General features: G+C 32.9%; 26 protein-coding genes. 4 read left to right on the forward strand and 22 right to left on the reverse strand.

The genetic code is table 11. The features are described 5' to 3' along the window. Positions 1-34: 34 nt before the first annotated feature. Positions 35-871 carry a M23 family metallopeptidase gene (locus J3D55_RS02920; protein ID WP_310466730.1) on the reverse strand — a complete coding sequence of 279 codons (837 nt, stop codon included), beginning with the start codon at positions 869-871 and terminating at the stop codon, positions 35-37. 9 nt (positions 872-880) lie between these two features. Beyond that, positions 881-1,483 (reverse strand): hypothetical protein, encoded by a 603-nt coding sequence (locus tag J3D55_RS02925; RefSeq protein ID WP_259127836.1) that lies wholly within the window; start codon positions 1,481-1,483, stop codon positions 881-883. 159 nt (positions 1,484-1,642) lie between these two features. Between J3D55_RS02925 and J3D55_RS02930 the strand changes: the two genes are divergently transcribed. Continuing rightward, positions 1,643-2,401: a type III pantothenate kinase gene (locus J3D55_RS02930; RefSeq protein ID WP_259127837.1), complete on the forward strand. Its 759-nt coding sequence runs from the start codon at positions 1,643-1,645 to the stop codon at positions 2,399-2,401. A 110-nt stretch (positions 2,402-2,511) separates the two neighbouring features. Then, positions 2,512-3,462: a hypothetical protein gene (locus J3D55_RS02935; protein ID WP_259127839.1), complete on the forward strand. Its 951-nt coding sequence runs from the start codon at positions 2,512-2,514 to the stop codon at positions 3,460-3,462. Between the two features lie 2 nt (positions 3,463-3,464). On the opposite strand, the gene J3D55_RS02940 is transcribed toward J3D55_RS02935, so the two are convergent. From J3D55_RS02940 to J3D55_RS03015, 16 genes are all read right to left on the reverse strand, one after another. Next, positions 3,465-3,896 (reverse strand): nucleoside deaminase, encoded by a 432-nt coding sequence (locus J3D55_RS02940; RefSeq protein ID WP_259127841.1) that lies wholly within the window; start codon positions 3,894-3,896, stop codon positions 3,465-3,467. Next, entirely contained in the window at positions 3,897-4,529 is a 633-nt protein-coding gene (locus J3D55_RS02945) for an energy transducer TonB (RefSeq protein WP_259127843.1), read from the reverse strand. A 53-nt stretch (positions 4,530-4,582) separates the two neighbouring features. Continuing rightward, the gene (locus tag J3D55_RS02950) at positions 4,583-5,503 is read right to left on the reverse strand and encodes a helix-turn-helix transcriptional regulator (RefSeq protein WP_259127844.1); all 921 of its coding nucleotides are present in this window, start codon (positions 5,501-5,503) and stop codon (positions 4,583-4,585) included. Between the two features lie 92 nt (positions 5,504-5,595). After that, positions 5,596-5,961 (reverse strand): hypothetical protein, encoded by a 366-nt coding sequence (locus tag J3D55_RS02955; RefSeq protein WP_259127847.1) that lies wholly within the window; start codon positions 5,959-5,961, stop codon positions 5,596-5,598. Positions 5,962-6,188: 227 nt separating this feature from the next. Further along, positions 6,189-6,557: a hypothetical protein gene (locus J3D55_RS02960; protein WP_259127850.1), complete on the reverse strand. Its 369-nt coding sequence runs from the start codon at positions 6,555-6,557 to the stop codon at positions 6,189-6,191. A 71-nt stretch (positions 6,558-6,628) separates the two neighbouring features. After that, positions 6,629-6,985 carry a hypothetical protein gene (locus tag J3D55_RS02965; protein WP_259127851.1) on the reverse strand — a complete coding sequence of 119 codons (357 nt, stop codon included), beginning with the start codon at positions 6,983-6,985 and terminating at the stop codon, positions 6,629-6,631. Positions 6,986-6,994: 9 nt separating this feature from the next. Next, positions 6,995-7,237 carry an EndoU domain-containing protein gene (locus J3D55_RS02970; RefSeq protein WP_259127853.1) on the reverse strand — a complete coding sequence of 81 codons (243 nt, stop codon included), beginning with the start codon at positions 7,235-7,237 and terminating at the stop codon, positions 6,995-6,997. Then, positions 7,185-7,502, reverse strand: a complete 318-nt coding sequence (locus J3D55_RS02975; protein ID WP_259127854.1) for a hypothetical protein — start codon at positions 7,500-7,502, stop codon at positions 7,185-7,187. The genes J3D55_RS02970 and J3D55_RS02975 overlap by 53 nt, the downstream gene beginning before the upstream one ends. Positions 7,503-7,853: 351 nt before the next feature. Next, the gene (locus J3D55_RS02980; RefSeq protein WP_259127856.1) at positions 7,854-8,123 is read right to left on the reverse strand and encodes a hypothetical protein; all 270 of its coding nucleotides are present in this window, start codon (positions 8,121-8,123) and stop codon (positions 7,854-7,856) included. 3 nt (positions 8,124-8,126) lie between these two features. After that, the gene (locus J3D55_RS02985) at positions 8,127-8,783 is read right to left on the reverse strand and encodes a CdiA C-terminal domain-containing protein (RefSeq protein ID WP_259127858.1); all 657 of its coding nucleotides are present in this window, start codon (positions 8,781-8,783) and stop codon (positions 8,127-8,129) included. Between the two features lie 8 nt (positions 8,784-8,791). After that, positions 8,792-10,549: a phage tail family protein gene (locus J3D55_RS02990; RefSeq protein ID WP_259127859.1), complete on the reverse strand. Its 1,758-nt coding sequence runs from the start codon at positions 10,547-10,549 to the stop codon at positions 8,792-8,794. A 378-nt stretch (positions 10,550-10,927) separates the two neighbouring features. After that, complete coding sequence (locus tag J3D55_RS02995; RefSeq protein WP_259127861.1) at positions 10,928-13,066, reverse strand: SGNH/GDSL hydrolase family protein; 2,139 nt, start codon at positions 13,064-13,066, stop codon at positions 10,928-10,930. 29 nt (positions 13,067-13,095) lie between these two features. Beyond that, positions 13,096-16,737, reverse strand: a complete 3,642-nt coding sequence (locus J3D55_RS03000) for a hypothetical protein (protein WP_259127862.1) — start codon at positions 16,735-16,737, stop codon at positions 13,096-13,098. A gap of 305 nt (positions 16,738-17,042) precedes the next feature. Beyond that, complete coding sequence (locus J3D55_RS03005; RefSeq protein WP_259127864.1) at positions 17,043-17,288, reverse strand: hypothetical protein; 246 nt, start codon at positions 17,286-17,288, stop codon at positions 17,043-17,045. Positions 17,289-17,684: 396 nt separating this feature from the next. Further along, a complete protein-coding gene (locus J3D55_RS03010) occupies positions 17,685-18,722 on the reverse strand; it encodes a patatin-like phospholipase family protein (protein ID WP_259127865.1) in 1,038 nt (345 codons plus the stop codon). Between the two features lie 189 nt (positions 18,723-18,911). Continuing rightward, on the reverse strand, positions 18,912-19,412 hold the full coding sequence (locus J3D55_RS03015) for a M15 family metallopeptidase (protein WP_259127867.1): 501 nt from the start codon (positions 19,410-19,412) through the stop codon (positions 18,912-18,914). Positions 19,413-19,597: 185 nt separating this feature from the next. Between J3D55_RS03015 and J3D55_RS03020 the strand changes: the two genes are divergently transcribed. After that, on the forward strand, positions 19,598-20,875 hold the full coding sequence (locus J3D55_RS03020) for a Y-family DNA polymerase (protein WP_259127869.1): 1,278 nt from the start codon (positions 19,598-19,600) through the stop codon (positions 20,873-20,875). 14 nt (positions 20,876-20,889) lie between these two features. Here the strand turns inward: J3D55_RS03020 and J3D55_RS03025 are convergent, their stop codons facing one another. From J3D55_RS03025 to J3D55_RS03035, 3 genes are read right to left on the reverse strand one after another with little or no spacing between them, the layout of a single operon-like run. Further along, positions 20,890-21,501 (reverse strand): YdeI/OmpD-associated family protein, encoded by a 612-nt coding sequence (locus J3D55_RS03025; protein WP_259127870.1) that lies wholly within the window; start codon positions 21,499-21,501, stop codon positions 20,890-20,892. A gap of 3 nt (positions 21,502-21,504) precedes the next feature. Further along, on the reverse strand, positions 21,505-21,948 hold the full coding sequence (locus tag J3D55_RS03030) for a serine hydrolase (RefSeq protein WP_259127872.1): 444 nt from the start codon (positions 21,946-21,948) through the stop codon (positions 21,505-21,507). Continuing rightward, entirely contained in the window at positions 21,929-22,639 is a 711-nt protein-coding gene (locus J3D55_RS03035) for a serine hydrolase domain-containing protein (RefSeq protein ID WP_259127874.1), read from the reverse strand. Before J3D55_RS03035 ends, J3D55_RS03030 begins: the two co-directional genes overlap by 20 nt. Positions 22,640-22,725: 86 nt before the next feature. Between J3D55_RS03035 and J3D55_RS03040 the strand changes: the two genes are divergently transcribed. Further along, complete coding sequence (locus tag J3D55_RS03040) at positions 22,726-24,024, forward strand: M48 family metalloprotease (protein ID WP_259127877.1); 1,299 nt, start codon at positions 22,726-22,728, stop codon at positions 24,022-24,024. A gap of 25 nt (positions 24,025-24,049) precedes the next feature. Here J3D55_RS03040 and J3D55_RS03045 read toward each other — a convergent pair whose 3' ends face one another. Beyond that, a complete protein-coding gene (locus tag J3D55_RS03045) occupies positions 24,050-25,579 on the reverse strand; it encodes a hypothetical protein (protein WP_259127879.1) in 1,530 nt (509 codons plus the stop codon). Positions 25,580-25,657 lie beyond the last annotated feature (78 nt).

Raw genomic sequence — 25,657 nt, forward strand, 5'->3', positions numbered from 1 at the left:
GGTTACAAACAGACTTGTTTAAGTTTAAGAATTTTTAATATTGCTTTGAGTAAGTCTTCTTTTCAGATAAATACTCAGTTTTATTTCCGTCTCCCGTTCTGAAAAGTGTTTTAGCAGTATTTCTTTGTTTCGGACTTGATGCGCTTGGAAGAAAACATACAAAATGAAGATGAGGTCCGTTTGTCCAGCCTGTGTTTCCGCTTAATCCGATTACGTCTCCTCTTTTTACGATATCTCCTGCTTTTACTTTTACACCATTTTGCTTTAAATGAAAATATTGAGCAATCGTTCCGTCAGAATGTAAAATCGAAATATAATTGGCAAGATTAGCACAGCTTACGGTAGGACATCCTGTATTGTTACTCTGAACAGCGTCGATCACTTTACCTTCTCTTGCAGCAGTGATTTCTGTTCCTTCCGGCATTGTGAAATCTAGAGAATTTTCATTTTGATGAGAAAAAATTCCGTTATAGCCTTGGTGAACGGTGAAAGATTTTCCCTTTTGAAAAGGCAGATCATATTTATAATCCGAATCGTAGGTTTTTATCGTAGCATCTCCTGCTAATGTATAATAAACAGGCATTTTCTTTATCTTCCAGCCTTTTTTCTTATCATTAACAACAAGAGCAAGTACCTTATTTTTTGTAGATTGAGGCGGCAATACCTGAATTGTTTTAAAGGTTTCCGGTATCCGCAGATTCTCAAGTTCAGGTTGTCCTTCGAAGGCTATAGAGATAGGATATATTTCAATATTATCGGCATAATAAATGACGCTGTCCTTTTTTACTTCAGGATACATTTTGGCACTTTTCTGGGAAAATGCGAGAAAGGATTGAATAATTAAAATTACGGTAATTAGTTTTTTCATCATGTAAGTATTTTATTTAATCTCAAATTGTTTTACCATCCAGTGATTCGGATGATTTTTAATTAAATCGTTTTTGATGGATTCATCTTTCGTCGTCATATAGCTGTAAACTTTTAACGGAACAGAATCCGGATATTCTTTCAACCCTTGAATTGCGACGGCTTTTGCTTCATCTTTCTTTTCGCCGCTGTCTAATGCTTCATATTTATAAATGTAAACAATGGCAGGAATTTTCCCGTAAACACTTTTTGTTTCATCTTCCAGTAATTTCATCGTTGCGATCTGAAAATCAGGATTAGGCTTTTTCCCGACCGCTGCAGTCTGGCTGATGTGTTGCTGATACATGAGAAAAAGAATCAGAATATGAATATTTTTTGTAGTAGAATCTGAAGCCAGTTTTTGAATTCTTTCTATAGTTTCAGGCGTCATTTCATCGTTTTCTGCCTGTAGATTTTTGTCATAAAATTCGTCGAGAAGATTATAAATTGTTTTGTCGTTTCCGTCGATTTGTGATTCCTTTTTTATTTTCTCGAATACTTCTTTTGCTGCAGCTGCGGTTTGCGAAAAAGCATGAATACCCAAGAAAAATAAGAATAGTAAGACCAGTTTTTTCATGAAAGTGGAGGTGAGGTGATTTTAGATTTTAAATATAATTAATTGTTTTAGAAAGAACAAAGTATTTTATGGAAGATTGAGAGGTAGGTTTTATTTAAATTGTTAAATTTAAACCCTTAAAATTAATATAAGGTTTTCATCCTTTTGAAAATTAAATAAATGAATTCAATCGTAATAAATATAGGAAACAGCAATATCAGATTTGGTCTTTTTGATGATGACAATTGTGATATTTCGTGGGTAATCAATACAAAACCGTACAGAACGCCGGATGAATTGTATGTTCAGATGTCGATGCTGTATCAGACGTATAAAATCGAGCCCAAAGAAATCAGTAAAGTGATTATCGGTTCCGTTGTACCTCAGCTTACCAAAGTGATGAACGCGGCAATTAAAAAGATTCACGATCTGGATCCTGTTATTGTAGACCGAAACACGCCATCGGCAGTAGTTGCAAAATCTAAACAGATGGGAACGGATATTTATGCCAATCTTGTGGCGGCTCATAATTTGTATCCCGGAAGAAAGAAAATCGTTCTCGATTTCGGTACAGCACTTACGGCGAGCTGTGTTGCAGAAGACGGTGAAACGTTGGGAGTAATTATCGCGCCGGGAATTATAACCGCCTTAAACTCTCTCATTGCCCAAACTGCCCAACTTCCGGGAATAGAATTGGTAAAACCAAAAAAAGTATTGGGATTAGACACGGTGAGTTGTATGCAAAGCGGGATGGTTTATGGGTTTTTGGGAATGGTGGAAGGTTTCATCGATAGAATTAATGATGAGGTAAATGATGATTGTTTTGTCGTGGCAACAGGCGGAGTTTCTCATGTTTATAAACCGCTCACAGAGAAAATTCATGTGATGGACAGGCTTCACACCTTAAAAGGATTATACTTTTTAGGAAAAGATAAATAAAATAGCAGCCTTGAAAAAGGCTGTTTTTTGTTTTTAGAGGAGTTCATGCTCAGAATTCGTAAATTTATCATTGTCAATAAATTTTCATTTAAAAAAACAATAACCCGATCATGAAAAATACAATTATTTGTTTCTTTTTACTTCTCCTGTCATCTGTTAATGCGCAGACCAAAATTGCGGGAAGTTATCACGTAAGTTCGGGAAATCCTGATGATGGCGGCTACAATTGGGTTTTAATGGAAAATCATGAGTTTGCGATGTTCACTTTCGGGCAGATTATTGCCGGAAAATGGGAAATCAATCAACAGAATGTCATTACTTTTTCACCCAATATCCCGAAATATCCTTTTGATGTTTACGGAAGATACGACCCGAAAGTGAAAGGAACAAAGGTGATGTTCAGTAATTTTGATAGTAATGAAGATGCTTTTATCGGAAATTCTGAAGCCGGAATTCAGCCTGTTTTGAGTCAAGATGCCAATTGTCTTCCTTATCCGTTGGTGAATGAATTTAAGGATAAATTTAAAGACATTATCCTTTCAACACCTCTGTATCATGAGGAAAAAGAGAGTTCTTGTAAGGCAGATTTCCAGAAATATAATGATTTTATCATCACTTATTATTCTTCGAGCAGGAGAGTTCCTCCGTTTAAGGCAGAGTTTAAGGATGGAAGGTTGTATTTTAATAATGCTCAAAAAGCTTCTTCAGAGCGTAAAGATCTGAAATCGGATGAATTGACGGAAATAGGAATGTATGTTTCGCAGGGAGCTTCTGAAGTTTCAAAAGAGACGATTGTCGCCAATAAAGTGTACAATGTTATTTCTTACGGAATAGGAGAATCGCAGGAAAAATTTGATGAAGAGTCGTTTTTAAAATTCAATTATAATTATGATCCTTCCACTGAAATTTATACCGCAAAAAATAAATATAAAGCCGCAAAAGGAGATGAGTTTCATGATCTGAATATTTTGTATCAATATCATAAAATCGAACTGAAACCTAATGAAAAGTCTTACAAAAAATCCGACAAAAGCATTTTTAATATTACCTGTAAAAACTGATGTTATCTTTTTGATTTAAAGAATTCTCTCACAATCGAAGAGCATTCGTTTTCCATAATTCCGGTTACGATTTCCGTTTTAGGATGAAGGGAAAGATTTTTATTGATAAAACCTCTCTGTTCGTCTCGCGCGCCAATCACCACCTTTGTAATTTGCGCCCAGGAAAGCGCCCCAGAACACATAACGCAAGGTTCGAGCGTTACATAAAGAGTGCAGTCTTTTAGATATTTTCCACCCAAAAAATTGGCAGCAGAAGTTATCGCCTGCATTTCTGCATGAGCGGTAACATCGTTCAATGTCTCCGTAAGATTATGGGCTCTTGCGATTACACGATTGTTGGAAACCACGACACAGCCAATCGGAACCTCATCTTTTTCCAAAGCCATTTCGGCTTCATTAAGAGCCATTTTCATGAAATATTCGTCGGTAAACATTTAGTCTTCAAGATTCATAGTTAAAGGAAGTCGGAATCGGTATCTTACCGGATCTCCGTTGTTGATTGCCGGAGAAAATTTTTGCTGAAGAGAGTAGAGTGCAATTTCCGCCTGTCTGTTGAAGGTGAAATTATCTCCCTGTGCTTCCACATTGGTAATACTTCCGTCTTTTTCTACAATGAAGGCAACATTGGCTTTTACAGTTTTAATGTCGGAATAGACCCCTCCAAGATAGAAAATATCGGCAACTTCTTTTCGAAGTTCGTTGATTCCGCCGGGATAATCGGCAACTTTATCAATAACCGGAGAAGCCAAAACAAGAGCTTCTGCAGGTGAATTCTTTTTTATTAACTGTAATTTGTTGAGGTCTTCGAGGTTTTTTGTTTTCAATAAAGCTCCGGTCAGCGCAATATTTTCGATACTGTCCATTTTTTGCATGAACAGAACATAATCAAGCTTGATGGAAGCCTTATGGTAATTATCAGTTTCGGCATCAAACTTTTTCTTAAACTCTTTACCAAGCATGGATCGATGCTGATTGTAATAGTTTTTAATAAGCTTGAATTCTTCGGTCTGCTGCGAGAAACAGAGAGAAGAAATAAGGCAGAAAAGATAAAGGAAAAGAGATTTCACTTTTGATATATTTATGTAAATGTAATCAAAAAATATGAAATACTTTGACGTGCTTAACTTTCCAAATAGCTGTTCAGGGATTCCTGCAAGTGATTACGGATGTCTTCAACTAAGCCTTTAGGTTCTAAAACCTGAACTTCTTTTCCATAAGAAAGAATTTCCTGCATAAAGTCGTAAGTCGGGTGTAGAAAAAACTCAAAAAAGATCTTTTCAGGCGTTTCTTTGGTTTCTTTCTGAGACTGATGAAGCGGAAAGCTTTTGATATATTCTCCCTGATGTCGGCTGCATTTCAAGACGATTTTTTGAGGATTCTGTTCCGTAAGATTCATCACTCCGAAAGCATTTTTAAAATGTTCGCGGAAATTGTATTTATATTTTTCCCTAAACTGTTTGTCGCTCACATCAAGATAATTGATCCTGTCTAAACCGAATGATTTTAAGGCTTTATCTTTTGTGTCAATCGCAATAAGGTACCATCTGTCTTTTGATTCCTTCAAAGCTAAAGGATGAACTTTTCGGGAAGTCATGATCTTGTTTTTGTAATTGTAATGCTCGAAAGAAACGATTCTTTTGTTTCGAATGGCGAAAAACAGATCGTAAAAATTTTCAACTCCCGTTGGTTTTCTGCTTTCAAAAAAGATAAAATCTGAGAAATCGGGATGAAGATTCAGAGCATTGCTCACCTGAAAAGATTCCAGTAATTTTTGGTTGTATTCATCCACCTCCATGTTCGGACGGCTCTCAATATAATACCGGTTGTCACCCTTTTTTTTATTATGAATGGAAAGACTAAAAAGACCTGAAATCTCACGAATATCCCTCTGCAAAGTACGGATGGAATAGCTCTTGATATCTGCATCCTGAAATTCGAAAGAGTTGAGTAGATAGTCCTCCAGCTGCGAATAGGTAGCCGGAGAACTTTCTAATCTTTTTATAATTAAGGCATATCTTGTCAGGTAAAAATCTTTTTTCATGAATGAATTTTATAAGACAAATATATGGGGTTAATGCGACAAAAGGTGTCGTGTTTTATTTTTTTGTTTAGGATTTTAGATTTTCTTTACATTCAGGTTGATATATTATAATCTAAAATAATGGAAGTAATATTGTTTTGTTTTTTAAATTTTAGCGAAAATATTTTAAAACGTTCATACTCTTCTGCTGTAAAAGAATCTATAGTATGTTTATTTTGAATAATGCATAATGCCCAATGTAGAGGAATTTGATGATTTATGAAATCCACACCTTCATAATCTTCTAAATCATTTAAAAGATTTACAAAGTAATCATAAAATTCATTTTGAATAATTTTTTTTTCAAAAAAATCTGTAATCAGCTGACAAACAAAATCAAAATATTTTTCGCGTAGAAAAATTCTTTTTTGCCCATCTTCATCAGTAAATAAGAATTCATTGTTTTTAATATGTTTCATAACTATTGTTTTAATTCTTTTTGTAAAAATTTTGTTACCCAGCTATAATCAGTACCCGTGATAAAATCTAAATGATATTGTTGTAACCATTTGATGTTATTTCTAACATTTTTTCTGATTTATATTCAAAATAGGTAATTTTGTTCCTTTATTACTTTTAAGAAAGATCTTTCTTTACAGTTAAATTATGAATAAAAAAGTACGGCAACTTGTGGTTGCTGTTAGGATTATCTTCCAATGTCGGCAAGAAATTTTTTAAAACTTTTCATAAACCCTATAAACTCATCAAATGTCCAAATAAGATCTGCTTCTTCTCCATCATTTGTCTTATCAAAAAAGTATACCCTATCTTTGTGAATATAAATCATCAAATCGCTTCCTTCCACTTGATATCTATATTTTGCATCTCCTGTTAAAGCACTCGAGTTATTAATTATTAGCTGAACTTCATTACTCGTCCAACCGTGCCAAGCTATTTCAAATAACACCTTATGCATTTCATCCAAAGACTCGTAGTCAACACCAAAATCGTATGTTATTTTATCTTTTGGCATAGTTCCGTAACTGAAGTCTATTTTTTTAAATTTGTACTTCATTTTTTTATTTTTATGTAATTATATAATAGGTGAAGCATTAGTAATATTACCCAAGCTATCAAATTCTATTTTTATTTACCTATACTTTTTAGAAAATCATACATTTGCTGAAGAATATCTAACACTTCATCAAAGGTCAATCTAAGGTATTCTTTATCATCATATTGCCCCGTTACAAAACCTCCAAGATCATTGAAAACGGTTATAAGTCCTGGCGAGCCTTCAAATCCAATGTCGAACCCATCATTTCCATTTTCATCATTGAATGTGCCCTCTTTACATTGTTTAGCCCACTCAATATCTTCTTTTACACGATCTGATCGCCAATGCTTATTTCCTATTAACTCAATTGAACTATACTTATTTTCAATTGGTTTAATAAGAAGCCAATCAGACTTTTGATCATACTCGAATTTTAATTTTATCAAATTATATTTTTAATTAATTCTTGGATGGCTAACTTTAGGAGGAGTAGTTATTAATTTTCCATCATTATAAATAAATTCTATCTCCATGCCAGTAGTTGTTTTTCCTATATAGTTTTCAACTAAAACAATATCTTGAAGCTTAGATGCTGTTTTAATTTTATTTTTATAAGCAACTGCAACCTCCCCATCAATACGTAAATCATCCCAATTTTTTCGGAAACATTGTCGCAGCTCCTCTTTGCTGTTTACCATCAATTCTAATTGTTGAATTATTTTTATTAATAAAACCTTCTGGAGTTGGATTATCTTTATCATACATTTTTAGTAGTGCTATAAATGGTTCGTCATCTTTAGGATTAAGAGGTATGGTATTTCCCTTTATTTGCAATAAACCATCTGTTACCGCTTGGTAGCTATGTCCTCCTATTCCGGTTTTTCTTATTCTTTCCTTTCCAAATTCATCAAGTTTTTTAGTAACCTTCACTTCACCATTTCGATGTTTTTTCAGTTTCGCCATAAATTCTGCCCCGAATTCTTTGATAAATTCTTTTAGAGAATTGTTTCTATAAGTATTTTCTAAATACTCATTTGCCGTTTTCCCTTCCTTTTTCGCTTTCTTCTCAATATCATCTAAAAGATCATCAAATTTTTCTTCTGGTATATCATCAAAATAAGTAATATTTCCTTTTTTAATAGAGCATAAAAAAACGGCAATTTATGATTGCCGTTATAGAATGATTCTTAAATTTAATCTAGACCATTATAAAAATTTGTATTGTTATTTCGTTTAACAACTCCATTTTCTCTTTTTTCAAATATATAATCTCCATTAAGATCAAAATAATAATCCTCATCAGGATAAATTTCATTAACTATTGTATATACTATATCTAAAATAGAATTTCTTAATAGAATTGGTTTCTGCTTCTTTATCTATAATGTCAAGTGATATTTCTGAAATCTCTCCAAGATCAATATTAATAATAGTTCCATCAAAATTTCCATTTATAAAGCCATATTTAGTATTGTATAAATCAGAAATTAAAAAAAAATTGCTTTTATTTTTTTTTATCAAGTCAGATATTTCCTTTTTCTTTTCAACTTTTCGTTTAAATTTTAAATAATATGTAAGTGCCATAATTTATTTTGTTAGTTTTAAATGATCAATTTTATTGTTTTTTGTTATGTAGATAACCTCTTCCAATCCTTCAATAGGCCAGTCTGAAAATTGTTGCTGTAGTTTTGTTAAATCTCCTTTCCAAATTTTTAATTGTAAAACAATTTTTTTTGTCTGACCCTTTTCAACTTTTTTAGCGATTTCTGTCCAGACTCCACGAACAGCTTTGTCTTCACTAGGAGAGTAACAATCAAAAATGTTTCCTTCAATTTTGTAATCGGGATTTTTTAGTGTTTCTCTTACTACAGGATTTTGCTCTATATCATAGCCTTCTTTCGCTAAAATTTCAGCTGCTTCATTTTCTAATTCTAAGGAAATTTTATTATACTCTTCTAAATTAGGTGAAATTTTTGTTACTCTACCACTAGGTTTTGCAAACGGATTTTTTGATTTACTTGGTTTTGTCCTATTCCTTAATTCTGCTAATTCATCCAAATACTCATTCGCTGTTTTGCCTTCTTTTTTGGCTTTTGCCTCAATATCTTTAACAAAATCATCTAAACTTTCTTCTAGTATATCATCAAAATAAGTAATATTTCCTTCTTTATTTTTAATAGCACAGACCTTCTTACCATCTTTTACTTTGGTGTCTAATATAATACAATTCCATAAATTTCCCATAGTTTCATTTATTTTATTGGACACATATTAAATACACCGTTTTCATACTTGGTAGGGCGAAGTCCTATTTTCTCTAAGTATTCACGTACTTTCGGACTAAAGAAATCATCGTAAATGTCTTTCACAAAGTTTTTCACTTTTCCACCAAGGCTAAAAATATCATCAATCCATTTGGATAATTGCTCGAATAAGGCTTTACTACCTTCTTTTAGTTTTTTAATAATATATCGGATAAATTCGATGCCCATTGCAAATGCGTCTCCGGCAGTTTTTAAAATACTTGCTATAGATTTACTAAGATTTTGCAAAGGGTTTTTCATGAAAGAAGCAACGCCTTCAAAAAGTTTCACAACATCTGCAACACCACCTGTAAGTAATGTTTCCAGAACAATGTCTATAATCATTCCGATAATATATCCTAAATAATAAAAAACCTGTTCTAAGGTGACTCCTACTGCACTTTTTGTCAACCATTGATAAAGTTTTTGTGCTGCTTGTGCTTGGAAAACGATACTATCTACAAAAAAATCAATAATATCAAAAGTTCGTAAACTTTCAATTATGCCTTCTACGATTTCAAGAAAATATTCTACGTAAATGTAAGGATCTTTAGATAATTCTTTAGTCACTTTGTCCCATTCTACTTTAGCTTTGAAAAAGAACCCGATAAGGGAAAAAACACCAGCGATTACATCTATTAAACTATTATATATGCCACATACTAACGCATTTGCAGAAGTGAAATCTCTATAAATGATTGCTTCTAAGGAAGGTAGTTTTTTTCTCAAAGAATTTTTAATATTAACTACTTTATTAAAAAACTTATTTATTTCCAGACTCAGCATGCTGTAAATGGATTTTGGCAAATAAGATTCCATTCCTGCGATTATTGATGTGAAATTTTTTTTAGTATTTTCTACTAAACCAAAAAGATTGTCAAAAATATCTAATATTACTTTTTTATAATTTTGGACATTCTTATTAGTATCATCATTCGTTTTATGCTCGTAAAATGGTTTCATTGTCTGCCAAACGCTTTCAGGAATTAAGACAGGATTATATTCTCCTTTTTCTGTTTTTGGGTTCCAACCTGTTTCATCTATTTTTAGACTTTCTATTCCTGTTGCAATGTCATCAAAATACTTTGCTGCAGCATCAAAAGCTTTATCTTCAAAAAAATCAAATATTTCTGAAACAGGAGATTTTATAATTTTCATCAGCCAGTTTAAAAAGCTTTTTTTATTTGCTAAAACTTTTTTCTCGATAAGATTTCTCATTTCTTTAGGCGAAATTGTGATACTATGTTCTCTAACGAAATCTAGAATTTTTGCAAATGGGACTTTTTGAGTGTCTGTTAAATCTTTTGAAACTTTCATCCTCATTACCGTATGCAGATTATATTTATCATCAATTTCCATAAACAAAACAATTGTATTATCTGTAGGATCCTGAAGTTGCCTGTATCTTTCTAAAAGAAAAATACCATCTTTGCTTGCAAAAAGTTTTACAGTAATATCTCCGAAAATTCCTTTATAATATTTATAAACCAATACTTCTTCAATTTGCTGCTCTTTAATGGGATCTGTTTTATCGGTATAAACCTCATAATTTTCAGATTTGATTAATGGCTTTCCTCCAAAAAATTGATCAGCCATTTGCTGTGTCGTAAGTTTTTCTTCCTTATTTGATTTTTCTACACCGAATGCTTCCCAATTATTTTTTGAATATTCTTTAAAGGAAGGCTTGTTATTTATTTCTAAACTCATTTTGTGATTTTTAAGGTTAAAAAAGGCAGAGTTTTTTAGGCTTTCCCTTAATAAATTTTATAAATAATTTTAATTATTTATCTAGCGCTATAAAATTTTGTGAATTAGTTTACTAATTTTGTTTAAAAGATTAATATGAATTTTCGTGCATTTTTATTTTCACTATATATTAATGAAAATAGACTAGATAAAAAATTATTAAAGTTTAAAACAGAATTCGAGAACCTTGATCTAATTTCGGATGATAAAATGGATAATCTCCGAGAGAAGATCTTAATTACTAATGAAAAACCGGAAAGGATTTTCTATAAAACTGAACTTAGAGATGAATATCAGTTTAGAATTAATGAGTTCACTGAAATCAATGTTTTGTAAACTTTATATAACGGCATTAATTATCTCAGCTTTTTTTAAATGTCCTGCATTATTAAGATGTAACTGATCTCCAGAATCATAAATCAAAGCCAAAATATTCGGGTTTCCATCCATAAGTGGAGTATTAACATCAATTTTTAAGTCTCTTGAAAACTGAGGTTCTGTTTTTAGAAAGTCAATAATTTGAGTGGCTCCAGTTCTAGGTGTAGGAAAACAATGTATAACCTCAATATCTTCACTAACTAAGGTATTTCGTATTGTTTTTAAATTTTGTTTCAAAATATTTAAGGAAATTCCTGAAAGAAGATCATTACCCCCAATATCTAGTAAAACATATCTAGGATTAATTTTTAATATTTCGGGTAATCTTAATAAGATATCTCCGGATGTATCAGCTCCTCCTCCCATTACTAAGTTATTACCATTAAGCATGGTTGCCCATCTTTGGGCTTCAGTTGATGCTGCCTGACCGAAAGTAAGACTATCTCCTTCAACAGCTATTTCAATATCTTTTGCAAAACAAACGTGTTTGTATTCAAAAATACTTACATTACCCGAATAAGAAGTAATTGCAGGTGAGGCTGTGTTGTGTGCAGTAAAAGGGATACTTGTGGGCGTGGTAAATTGCTCCGTTTTTAGTGTCCATCCCTTAGTTAGATTTTGTACAAAAAATATATATTTCAATCCTTTTCTTCTAATTCCTAGTTTTAAATAATCACCAATAGAATAATTTGTATTGATATCTGTTGAAAGTTGAGAGTATGAAAGGTTATACTTTGCAATAATTTCTAGTTTTCCTTTATTTACTCCAGTTGTATTATATCTCAAAAAAACATGATGTTTGTAATTGACCAAGTTACTAAAAGAGTTTGTGGAATTAAATCCAAATATAATATTGCTGGCAAGATTTTCTTTATAAATCACTGTAATTTCAGAGTCTTCGTTCAATGTGCTTTCTTTCACTATACCATAAGAATTAGCTCCTGAAAGCATTAAAATTCCTGATCCTATAGAAGCGTTGCTGACTGAAATATTATTTGAAGAAAAATTAGTAATTTGATTTAAAATGATTGGACCTTTGGGTTTATCAATTAATTGAATAACTTCTGCGACTTCTGTGTTGATATATTTTATAACAGCATCTGGCTGATACATAGAATGATTGTCTTTAATTAATTGAATTATAGGAGTTTGGTTTAAACTTGTTGTTAGGTTTCCAATAGAAATAGATAAAGAATCATATTCGGAAATGTCAAAAATTTCATCTACAGATGTTTGAGAATATGGAGGAGTGTTTGGGACTAATGCGGACTCTCTAATTACAATCTTAGTCCCATCGGTTTTTATTCCTAATATTGAACAATATTCATTTGCTAAACTCTCTGTGATTACGGCAGGATAACATTTATATTGTAGTTTATTATATTCTTTAACATCAATATTTTGTTGTATCTTATTTTCGGTATTTGAAAGTGTAGAGTTATCTCTTCTTAGATATCCGTTGATAAAACTTGAAGAAATATCCATTTTAATACTATCACTTAGAAAACTTTGGAGTACAGTTAGAGAGGGATCATATCTTGTTGCTGTAGCTTTCATCGTAGATGAATTAGTATTATCATTAGGATTGAATACTTGCTTCGCATTTCCTCCTACTTTTTCATATGACACTTTCTGACTAACTCCATTTTTTACCCAAATCTGAATAAAATTATATTTAATATCGTCTGAAGAAATTAAGATAGAATTATTATTGGAGTCTTTAAAATTTGTATAAACACCCTCAGTGATGACATCCCATTTCTCATATAAGCCATTAGCATGGTCAGATGGATTATAAGGAGTAGGAAAGCTAGATGGAGTGGCTTCTCCTTTTAATGCGGTTAATTGAGCTTGTGAAATTTTTTCATTTACTTGTAGCTTAGTATCGACATTTCCTGTTAAGCCTGATGCTGGAATATCTATTGTAGCTATATTTTCTTGATTTGTGATGGCATGGGTTTTCAGATCTCCATTAGCATCAATGGCATAGTCTGTATAAGTAGCTGCACCTGGTGCAGCTACTTGGTAAATGACATTGATTTCTCGTTCTCCAACTGGTGGCAATGCATTTACTCTTATAATTTTTCCTATATTGGACATATTATTGTTTTTTTTAATTAGTAGTTTGATTAAAGCCAGTCTCCGGTAATAATTTTTTCTTCATCACCCGGTTGGATGCCAAGAAGGTTTTCATTAGTTTCAAAATTGAACTTCTCTTCAGTAATTACTTCAGAAGGAACTTCAAAATCATCAGGATTTTCTGTGGTAAATGGTAATGCGTGAGCTACTTTTAATCCGATGCTTTCTGCCTGAAGAATGTTTAAGGTTGTTGGCAGTCTTGTTAACCATGCTTTTCCTTGTTTTTCACCTTTCGGTTCTTTCATTTCATCCACAATAGATAAATAAAGTTCATCTCCAATTACAGGAACTTCACCACCATTCCAGATTTTACCCGTTGATAAGTAAAATTGTACCACATCTTCAAAGCCTGGACGAACTGTTGCAACGACTCTAGCCATACCACTTTGTAAGAAAGCTCTGAATAAAGGATCTGTGTTTTCAGACTGATATAATTCTACCCAGTTTTGTTTATTTCCCCAGTAATAAGGATACAGGTAATAAGAAAGATTTTCCCACTCAAAGGCTTGCTCCATGAATTTTACAAAGGCAGTGTATTTATCTAATTTAGAGGAAAGAGTAGTTTCATAATCTGTAAATGTACTTCCTTGTATTAATCCTGATAGTCCATATCCATGAGTAGAACCAACAGCTCTGTCTGCCATGTATGAAATACAGTTTTTACGTAACACAGTATTTTCTATCTGTCTGTAAAAATTAGGATTTGAATCTTTGATCTCAACCGCTTTGCTTTGCTCTTCTGCAAGTTTATTATTATAATCTACTACAGCTTCTTCATAGGCATCAATAATGGCTTTGAAAGTCTTTTGTTGAAATTGTTTCTTATATTCATCTGACATAAAACAATGTACATCCACTCCAACACTCAAAGCATGATAATTGGTTGAATGATAACTCACACTTATTGATTTTGTAATATTACTCAATGGAATCCAATTGTCATTAATATAGCAATCTTGTCTTCTTTCAGATATGGATATAATCTTTTTGCCAACTGTTACAGCAAAAGAATGATATTGACTGCTATCAGAATCATATTTAGTATAACCATTTACATAGGCATCTGTCGCAATATATCCTTCGGGGATTTCTATAGCTTCATTTTTACTAAATACCTCATTAGCACCAATATTTGCTTCCGAAAAAGATTTACTCAAAACAATTTTATTTAATGGAGTAGCTATCTCAACATTATATTTACTAATCCAGTATTTTAAAACATTCTCGTCATTAAGAGCCGTGAAATCCTGCATTTGCATTGATGTTGATTTTCTTGGATCTTCAGGTTTTATTAATTCTGAGGCATTTTTATTTAAAGCCATTCCTAATAAATGAAGTTTGGCAGGTTCAGGAATTATGAATTCAAACATCATACGTTTACCATAGTTATAGATTTGGTTTTTCATCAGCTTATCTACCCATCTGTAAACTCCTACAACATGTTTATCTCCTTTTCTGTTATCTAATCCGTGAGAATTATTTTCTTCAAATTCATCTATAATTTTTTCAATTCTTTCTTCATGTACTTTTGTCACAATTCTGTCCATTGCTCTTGAAGTAACATCTTGAGCTTGAGTCATTGCTTGTCTAGTGCTTTCTTCTTTAGAATTATGATGAGCATTGCTTAGTCCTAAGTTTGTATTAATATTAAAACCGCCTCCACTGTATCCGGCACTTACTCCAAATTGTGTACTATTATCAGAAGCTTCCTGCATTATTTTTGAAATTTCATTCTGCATTTCAAAACGATTGGCTGTTGTAGTATCGGTAAGCTGCTCTTTTTCTGTATCAGTAGATGATGTTGTTGTATTTTCGCTTCTTCTAAGTCTTCTTGTAGATTTTTCACGATACTCTCTTGCCATCACATTTTCGATATTGGCTACTTCTCCTTCAACATAAGCATGAGTACTTTGTTCTACTTTTAAATAATCGGCAACACCAATATTTTTGAAGCCAAATCCCGAAGGAATGAAATTATCTTCGTCTTCAATAATTACAGGTGGTTCTCCTTCTTCAACTTCTAGAAAGAAATTTCCCGAGCTACACGCTCTTGCCTGAATTTTAGGCATGAAAATCTCGGTAGCTTTTCCGTTAGAAAAAATAATTTTAACTCTTAAAGCAGCATCCTGAATACTATAAAAATCTACTCCCGGACTATGCATGTCATTCAGGAAGATTGTATTTCCTGTTCTTGATTTTACATAATAATCGCCATCAATACTTGTTGTTGAGCCATTAGGAGTTAGATTATAAGAAATATAGCTTACGTCCCATGATGCATCTGGAACTGTTAGTGCCAAATCGTTCACATATTCTTTGTAAAGAAACTTTGGACAAACCTGATAAGTAAAAGGAACGGAAATGGTTCTTGCTGTAGGTACAATTACCCCTCCAATACTTGTGTAAACCTCTTCATTACTTTGGGTATTTTCAAGAATTATATTATTAAGCCTTTCTACAGTTTCATTGATTACAGATGTGATTTCTGTAAAAGTATCTCTACCGTCCAACAATAATTCTAAATCATTGATATTATCTTCAGCTGAACGGGAATCATTTGTTTGCTGAGGCTCAAATTTATACCCTAAAACATCAAATAATGTTTCAAGACTTTCTTCTTGTAATGATTCTGTAAAAGATTCTGCGGTTACTTGATCTCTGAAATTGAACTCAAAAGGCGGCAATTTTGGATATGGTACTTCTTTTGGATGTTGACAAGGATCTTCCGGATTATATTCTGTTCCGGGAGGTCTCATTCCGCAATATTCTTCTTTTGCTGCAACAACTGCCTCGTTGTATGCTGCAATAGTTGGAGCGATTCTATCCTGATGTGCTACTTCTTGAACTTTATATTCAGCCTGATATTCTTTGTTGTATTGTTTTTCTGTAGAAGTTAGATTCTTTTTTAAGCTTTCAATTCTTCTAAGCTTGGTTTTTGCAGAAGAAACCTGCTGTTGCTGTTTCATTTCCTCAGAAGGGAAGGTTTCTTTAACTTCACTACCTGCAATTCTAGAAGTATTAATAATGTTTGAAGTATCATCTACCATCATTTCTTTTGGAAGAACAACCCTTGCAGCTAGTAAAACCTTTGTTTCTTCTTCATTGTTTATAAGTTGAAGAGTATGCAAGGCTAATATCATCTGCATCATAACCTCTTTGATGTAAAAATCCTTTTGGGTTACAACCTGATAAATGAAATTATCCCATAATGTAGTCATTTCCGGAACTGGATAATATTGAAGGAGCAGAGCGGCTGTTTGGGCGTTAAATTCTGAATAAGTACAAGTACTTTTATTTCTGGCTACCCATACTGAGAAATCATAAATAGCTTTATAAGATCTTTTAAAATTCTCTAAGGTGTTATGCGTCAGACTTTCTTTAGAGATGCAATCTGATGATGTAGCATAGCTCGATGCTTGTGCAAGAAGAAGTTCCTTTTTTGAACTTGTTCCCGAAGTAACCGGACCATAAAAATGTCCATCAGTTTTTACATCTTCAGGCATAAGAACGAACCTCTTATCCTGATCTTTTTCATCAGATAATTGTGGACTTCTTAAGCTTACGAATCTAAATAACGTTTGTGTTGGTGTGTTTTCTGCAATCGGCGTTGCAGGGTTTTCATTTTCTGCCATTTTGTAATTTTGTTTTTATAAATAGGTTAAAATTTAAAGTCTCTTTTCATTATAGAAACTTCGATATTGTCCATTTTTTTAAGTGGTTTCAGACAAAAACTTTCCACTTTTCGAGTTAAATTTTCTTTTTCATTGTATGTTATTTTAATATTGATTTTTAAACACAGTTCTGGCTGTCCAACATGTTGTGAATGGTGAATTCAAAGGGTTTTTGTGAGGTTTTTTAAAGGATTATTTTGTGTTTTATTGATGTTTCAAAGGTAGTATTGGAGAGCGACAGAACTTGACGTGTTTAAAAGTTTAGTTTAATAAATATCTTCTTCAAGAGTATCGTTTTCAAAATCTTCGCGGAAGAAATTTTCAATATCGTTGAGGTTGTTATCGTAGTCGATCTCGGCGTTTTCGATGTCGCTCCATTCAATGGTGTAGAGCTCTTCATCGAAGAGTATGTCTGGATTGTGATTTTGTGTTTCCATGTTTTGTGCTTTGATGTTTGGGTTAAGATTTGAACAGAATTTTGGCTGTTCAGCATTGGTTAATGTTGAACTCAAAAGGTTTTTTAAAGTTTTTTAATGATTGATTTTGTGTTTTATTTATACTTCAAAGATATAGGTGGAAAGCGACAAAACTTGACGTGTTTTTAAATGTTTTAGAAAAATTTTAAAACTTTCTTTTTATATATTTTCTGATCAGAATGAAAAATAAAACAGAAGCAATAAATGATATAATTATTGAATAGAAAATATTTCCAATCGGCATATATTTATGACCGTCTTCTGTAATGGGTGGATTGAAATAATCAAATAAAAAATATAAAATGACACCCTCAAAAATGAAAAATATAATGCTCATAAAAAGTGATGCAAAGGTTGCTTTCATACTGTTAATCATTTTACATTTAAATATAATCAAAAAAGCTTATATTGATCTATTATAAGTTTAAAAGCTTATATTTTATTTTTAATCAATTTCTGTACAATTTGGTTTAAAGTTTCTCTATTGTCATCAATATAGCTCAATCCGGCTTGTATCAGATTTTCAATATTCGATCTGTTTACATTATCCATCGCAGGTGAAGCGTTTTTCAACGAAGGATTTAGTCGATAATAATTCTTCTGATTTCTTAATCCCAATGTCTGAAACATCTGACAAAGCTGATAATCCACCGTTTCTGCATTGGCAGACATCAAAATATCAATTATTGGATTTACCCAGCCTATTTTTCCGGCTTTTTCTAATTTTTTAAATGAATAAGGTCTCGCTTCAATTCCTGTTCCGATCGAAACGACAATCATATCATTTACACTCGGATGATTAGCTTTCTGATGATTTTTTAAAACTTCCGCAAAAGGAATTTTTCTGGCTTCCGCATAAGCGCAAAGTGCGGGATTATTGGCAAACATTCCGCCATCAATTAAGCTGAAAATCTGTCCGTACATCGATTTGATCTGAACGGGTGTAAAATAAGTTGGAGCCGCTGAGGTTGCTCTGCAAACATCTTTTACATAAAAATTATCGGTACTCAAATTTGCTTTCCATGAGTTGAATAGTTTAGCTCTTCTGTTTTCTATGTCATAACTTGTTATTAAGCAGGGTTTTATTAATTCTTTTAGTTCTAATTTTCCAAAAAAGTCATTCAAGTTTTTTTCAAGCTCATCTTGAGAGATTTTTTCGTTCAATAATCCAAACGGATTTATTAATCGCTCCCAAAAAGAAACCTGAAATATGTCACCCCCTTTTTCAGCATACAATTCCAATCCTTTCTGGATCGAATATTTTGCTTTTCGGTGTTCATCGGGACAGAGAATAATAGATGCAATCAAGCCTCCTGTACTGCTTCCCGCAACCAAGTCAAAATAATCACCAAGTTTTGCACTTGGTTTATCATAAAACTGCAGTTGCTCTTCTATGTAGCGCAGAATAATGCAGGTGATAATTCCCCTGATTCCGCCTCCGTCCAAAGAAAGAATGGTTGTCTTTTTCATGTGATTTTTTGCTTTTTTTAGTGAAACATTTAACAATTTTAGACAAGTAAAACCAATAGTTTTCCGAAAAAATGACTATTGGTTTTAGCTTATTATAATGATTGTTATTAGTGCTTTTCTTTACAATAAAGATAACGCGGGGAAGCGACAGAACTTGTCGTATTAAAAATAATTTTCAATTAAAAATAATTAAATTATGATATAATTTTCATTGTCTCTGAGCATCTTAGACAAGGTTTTCCAACTCGTTTTCACGACGCCTTTCTTCGTTAATATGTTCTTCTTTTCAAAGTGCGGAAGATCTTTAAACGTTTTCCAGTTTCCTCCCCAATTCCAGCCATATTTTGCAAAAATTTTCACACATTCGTACCAATCGGCGACTTTATCATTATCCCAGTCTTTTACGGTGTCCCAACTTGCGGTTTTTCCGTCAATCATCATACAAATATCAACGGCAAGTCCGTAATTGTGGATGCTTTGTCCGGCTTTTGCGTTGGTCACTTTTTTCCCTGATGTGATTCTTCCGATGGCGTATAATTTTTCCTGCTCTTCAAAACTTCTCAAACCTTGGGTTATTCTCACTTTTGCTCTTCCAGTCAGAGCTTCGTCACATTCTTTAATAATTTGCTTCATTTCCTCTCTTACAATCAGGTGAAGTTTTTCAATTCTTTGTAAAGTCACTTTATCCATACTATCAATTTTTTATGCTTTTGGAAACCAAAATTACAAGCTGGATGCGACAAAACTTGACGTATTTAAAATAAATTAATACACTGTAAATCAATTAATTAAAATTAATGTTAAAGTTTAAATTAAACATAATATTCTACTTTAAAAGTTATAATTTTGTATAGCAAAAAGTTGATTTATTTATCATGTACGCCTTAGTTGATTGCAACAATTTCTTCGTTTCGTGCGAGAGAACTTTAGATCCTTCCCTCGAAAACAAACCCGTTGTGGTACTTTCCAACAACGACGGATGTGTTGTGTCCCGAAGCAAAGAAGCGAAAGATCTGGGAATTCCGATGGCGGCTCCGGCTTTCAAATATAAAGAGCTTTTCAAAGAGCATGATGTGAAAAGTTTTTCCGCAAAATTTGAATTATATAATTTTAAAAGTCAGCGTGTAATAGAGATATCCACAGCGTATGTGGATAAAGCGGATTTTGAAGTGTATTCAATCGATGAATTATTTCTAGATCTTACCAGTTTTAAATACATTAATATTCATGATTACTGTATTAAAATCAAGAATGACATCCATGATCAGGAAAATATTCCTGTAAGCATCGGGATTGCGCCCACAAAAACATTGTGTAAAGTAGCCAATAGAATTGTGAAAGATTTTCCTAAGAAATTTAATGGAGTTTATATGTTAGACACTCCCGAAAAGATAGAAAAAGCCCTGAAATGGATGAATATCGGCGATGTTTGGGGAATCGGGCGAAAACTTGCTGTAAAAATGCACGACAATGGCGTTCATAAAGCTTGGGATTTACTACAGAAACCCGAAATGTGGGTTCGGAAAATAATGGGAATTCATGGCGTAAGAATGGTGAATGAATTGAAAGGAATTCGCCAATTGGAACTGGACTCTCCGTCTCCAAAAAAATCCATTGCAGTGACCCGAAGTTTCATGGAAATGCTGACGAAAAAAGAGGATGTACGAGAACGTGTAGAAACCTACGGAATGTACTGTTCGGAACGTTTGAGAAAGCAAAATACCTGCTGCAAAATGGTGACGGTTTTTGTACAAACCAATCGTTTCAGAAACGATTTACCCGAATATAGAAATGCACTCACTCAGATTCTTCCCAATCCTACCAATTCATCTATTTTGATCGGCAGAGTAGTGAATGAGCTTTTCGAAGCTATTTTCAAAGAAGGTTTTCATTATAAAAAAGCCGGAGTCATTGTGAATGATTTTGTGCCTGAAGATCAGAGGTTGATCAGTCTCTTTGAAAAAGATATTCAGAATCAGCATTTGCCGATGATGAAAGCGATGGATGCGATGAATAAAAAGTATGGAAAAGATAAAGTTCGTTTGGGAAGCATGAGCGGAGAAAATACTTTCGGACGCAAACAGATATCTCCGGAATATGAAGCTTTTCTAAAAAATAATACTTTAACAGAAGCTAATTTTAGATTCCACTAAGAATTTAGTTTAAATTATTTTCTTTCGTATTTCCAGTTTCTGCTTTTCCCTTCAGAAATCCATTCTATGGCTTGTTCCATGCGTTTATTTCGCGTGGTTTCGGTTTTCGCTTCTGTGATCCAGTTGATATATTCTTTTCGGAAAGAGGGAGATGATTTTGTAAAAACTTCCAGTGCTTTTTCATTTTCATTTAAAGCATTTTGAAAATAATCAGGAACTTCAATTTCTGTTTTTGACGGAGCTGCTTTTTTCAGCGTAACGCCCATTTCTGTCAATTCCATTGCCTCTAATATCATTTTTTTAAGCTGAGGTTTTGTAGGAAGATCATCAACTCTAGTTACTTTTCCTAAGCTGAATACATTGGTTTTTTCAACATCAGTTTCAATGTTTTTAAGGGTTTTCATTTCGTTATGAAGCCAAAATCCCATGCTGCAGTATTGTTTAAAAGACACCATTGAGCACAATATTTTTCCTTTATACATAAAGGTGGGGAATTTCCACTTGATGGCTTCGTTCGTATCGGGACAGAATTCATGAACGGTTTCACGAATGTAATTCAGAATGGGTTTTGCAAAATCCTGAGATTTTTCAATGTATTCATCGACTTTTGGGTTGTATTTTTCCATATTTTATTGAAATAATTTCACGGTTTCATTCACCAAAAATTTCACCTGATCCGGTCTTCCTCTATCATTTTTAGGGAGATTATTGTAGCTTCCGGTTCTTACAATGACCATATTGTGGTCAGGAATCATAATGATATATTGCCCCTGAAGTCCTAAAAAATAATAATGTTTAATAGGATTGTCGTAATTAATCCAGAATCCCATTCCGTAAATTTCTTCCGATTTTTGAGTCGGTGTTCTCATTTTTTCAATAAAATTGAGATCCAGAATTTGTTTATCGCCCACTTTTCCGTTATCTAAAAATAATTGACCTAATTTTGCAAAATCTCTTGCGTTGGAATGAATGCAACAATACGCTTTTTCCATTCCTTCTTCATCGGTGCTCCATTCTGCATTTTGTTCCATTCCCATCGGAATCCAGAATTTTTCAGATAAATAATCTGCCAAAGATTGATTGACCGCTTTTCGTATCGCAAAACTTAAAAATTGCGTAGAAACCACTTTGATATTCAAATTTTTCACCCGGATTTTCTTTAAAGTTTCTTGACAAGGTAGATTTCAAAAGGCTTTTCCCGTAATAAGCTCTTGCATTCGGTAAAAACGGGTTTTTGTAATCTTCACTCCAATCCAGTCCGGATTCCATTTGAGCCAAATTTTTTAAGGTTAAATTTCCGGCAAATTCTTTATTTTTAAATTCTTCAAAATAATCAGAAAACTGATCATCAATATTTTTGATTTTTCCTTCTTCCAGAGCTTTTCCCAAAAGCATTACCGTAACGGCTTTTGCCATTGAAAAAGAATTGGTTTTGGATAATTGATCGTATCCATTCCAATATTGCTCATGAATCAATTTTCCGTTTTTAATAACGATGAAAGAAGCTGTATTGGAATTAATTAAATCTTCAACTATATTTTTAGGCAATTCCTTACTGTTGTAGTCGGGATCTTCTTCCCAAAGTCTCGGTGATTCTGTATGGATGAGGTTGCTGGAGAAAAGTTTTCCGTCGTCTATATTGGCGCTGGTTTTCCCTTTTAAATAGGTTTTTGAAATTCCGTTAAAGATATAGCCATATCCCAAAATATAGAAAAGTACCGCAACAATGACGATAAAAGAAACAAAAAATATAAGAATTGTCATAACAATCGATCTTGAAACAAATTTAAAATAAATTTGAAAATATGAAACGAAATGATTTATTTTTGTGATTATTGACATTATTTACGATGAAAAAACTAATTTCCTTTTTATTTCTTTATGCTTTTATAATTTCTTTCGGACAGGTTTATCAACCGATAGATACAGCAGACTATGCGCAGAGAAAGGATTTTCTTAAGATTTTTTCTGTCAATGCTGAAAATCTGATCAAAAAGAGCAAAACAGATTACTCCGGAAAAAAAGGAAACGAGCTGTCGAAATATTATAAAGAATTCGAGAAAGATTTTGAGGGAAAAGTAAAAGAAAAAGACTTTGTTTTCAATTCTGTATTCGATTCAAAGGTGAAAAGTTTGATTGAACGTTTGAAGAAAAACAATCCTCAGATTCCACAAAATTTAAAAATCCTTGTCGCAAAAGACAATACTCCGAATGCTTACTGTTTTGCTGACGGAACGTTCGTGATTAATATGGGACTTTTTAACTGGCTGAATAACGATGATCAGTTGGCTGCTGTGATTTCTCACGAACTGGGGCATAAAATCTCAGAGCATACTTTAAAAACGCTTCTGAGCATCATTGATCAGGATCAAATGGACAGAACGGTGGTTCAAAGCATTAAATCAACCAAAGAAAACAGGAATCAAAGGGCTTTTGATGTGCTGAAAAGCAGAATTTACAGAAAAGGTGCAGAAAACAGAAGACAGGAAATGCAGGCAGATTCTTTAGGATATGTTGTTTTTAAAAATAGTGATTTTAAGAAAACGGAATTCATCAATACGCTGAAAAGACTGGAAGATTTTGACACGATTTCGCCAAGAACATTGAAAGTGGAAACTTACAAGAAATATTTCAACCTTCCGCAACAGGCATTTAAAGATAAGTGGCTTAAAAAGGAAGATTTTTCGTTATACAACTATAATCATTTTAAAGAAAAACTGGATAAAGATTCTCTTAAATCGCACCCTGAAATTGTACTAAGAATCAATAATCTGAAAAAAATATTTCCTGAACTTAAAACCGACGTTGCGGATGAAAAACCTTCTGATTCTTACAAAACCTTAGAGAAAATCGCAAGAATGGAAACCTTGCCGAATTTCTATCATTCTGAAGATTATGGAGTTGGGATTTATGCAAGTCTGCAGTTTTTGCAGGATGAAGAAGAGGAAAAATATTATAAAAACTGGCTCGGAAAATGTTTTGCTAAAATCTATGAAGCCCGGAAAAATTATAATTTAAACCGATATTTGGATAGAGTAGATCCTAAAAATCAAAGTGAAAGTTACCAGCAATTCCTGAATTTTATGTGGAATCTAAGTCTGGATGAAATAAAAAATATCGCAGATTACTATCGAACGGAAAAATCCTGACCGTCGGTCAGGATTTTTTTTATCATTAATAATTTAATCTTTCAAGACGAACTTTATTGAACTTCTCTTTTTCATTATACTCACGAAGCAAGATGTAACCTTCTTTTGCAACATACGGCGTCACGGTATAATTATCTTTTTCAGAAATAGGAATGATTTCCTGCTTGAATTTTCCGTCGATAATGGTGTTGATGAAGAGATTCCATTTTTTCTCCTTTGTCACCTGATCTTTCTGATAATCGCGGTAGAAGAAGACCACGTCTTTTCCGTCATTTAAATACTGTGAGAAAAGATAATCGCTGTTTACCCATTTGGATTTCTCTTTTTCGAAAACCTGTACGTCTTTTACTTTAAAATCTTTATCAGTATTAATGTAAACCAAATCAGTCGTTTTCGGAGCATTGTATTGTCCCGCCGGTTTGAATTTCTCCGAAAGAATTCCTACACTTCCGTCGCTCATGAAATAAAGATCTTTGGTCTGAAGGTAATACCCATTTTCCACACCTCCGTCGGCGCTTAGTTTTGGAATATGATTGGAAAGATCCGGTTTGTAGCTCAATGTTTTAAGGTCTACGTTGTAATTGTTTTTATCAAGGACAAATCTTGCAAAACCTCTGTTATCTTTCGAGATATAATTTCTTCCCAAAAGAACAATTTTATCATCAAAAGTTTTATCATTATCGATTCTTCCGCTTCCTGAATTTAAGACATCAATATTATAAATAGTTTCCGGAGAAAGTCCTGTAATTGGCTTGTTAGAAAGTTCTTTTCCGGTTTTCATATCAATGACCAGAAGAGAAAAAGTTTTGTCATCGTCGTTTACTTTTCTTAAAATTCCGTACAGATTATTTTCATCTTTATCAAGAATCGTAAGATCCGAAAATACTTTTTTGTCACCGTTTGTATTGTAACGGTATCTCCAGATTTCTTTTTTGTTTTCGTCGAATTTTATAAGGCTGTTGTGATTCACATATTTTCCGTAATCATTGTATTCTATGGCAATATAGCCACCTTCTTTAATTTCTCCGACAGACGAAATGTAGTTGTATCCTTTATCTTTTTTCTCTGCGCGGTTTTCTTTTCTTTCTTCTTTAAAAGTTTTTGGCTGACTGATTTCTTTGAAAGTTCCATCTTCCTGATAATCATAATAAACCTTTGGCTTTACCGTGTTTGTTTTAGGATCAATTACCATAGAAACCGGTGCTGCAGCATCTTTTGCAAAAGCCTGCAAATAATTAAAATCCGAAGGTCGAAGAATAATCTGCCCTTTAAAATCTACATATCCCGTATAATTGGAAACAAGAGTTCCTGCTTCAAACTCTTTATTGGCAACAGGATTGAGGTTTTTATCTAAAATTACATATTCGAATTTCTGGGTTTTCTTATCCGTTTTTCCATAAGAATATAATGAAACATAGCCATATAGATTGTCTTTGGTGTCAAATAAGGCATTCATTCCAATATTTTGTCCTAAAGCTAAAGAGGCCAAATCCTGAGTCTGAGAATAGGCAAAGGTCTGGAACAGACCAAAGATCAAAAGAGTTATTTTTTTCATGGTTAAAATTTGAGTTTCAAAAATAATGATTTCAAAGATAATTTTAATTAAAAATAAAAAAGCCCTGAAGAAATCAGG

The organism is Chryseobacterium ginsenosidimutans (assembly GCF_024807225.1).
GTDB classification, from domain to species: Bacteria; Bacteroidota; Bacteroidia; order Flavobacteriales; family Weeksellaceae; genus Chryseobacterium; species Chryseobacterium ginsenosidimutans.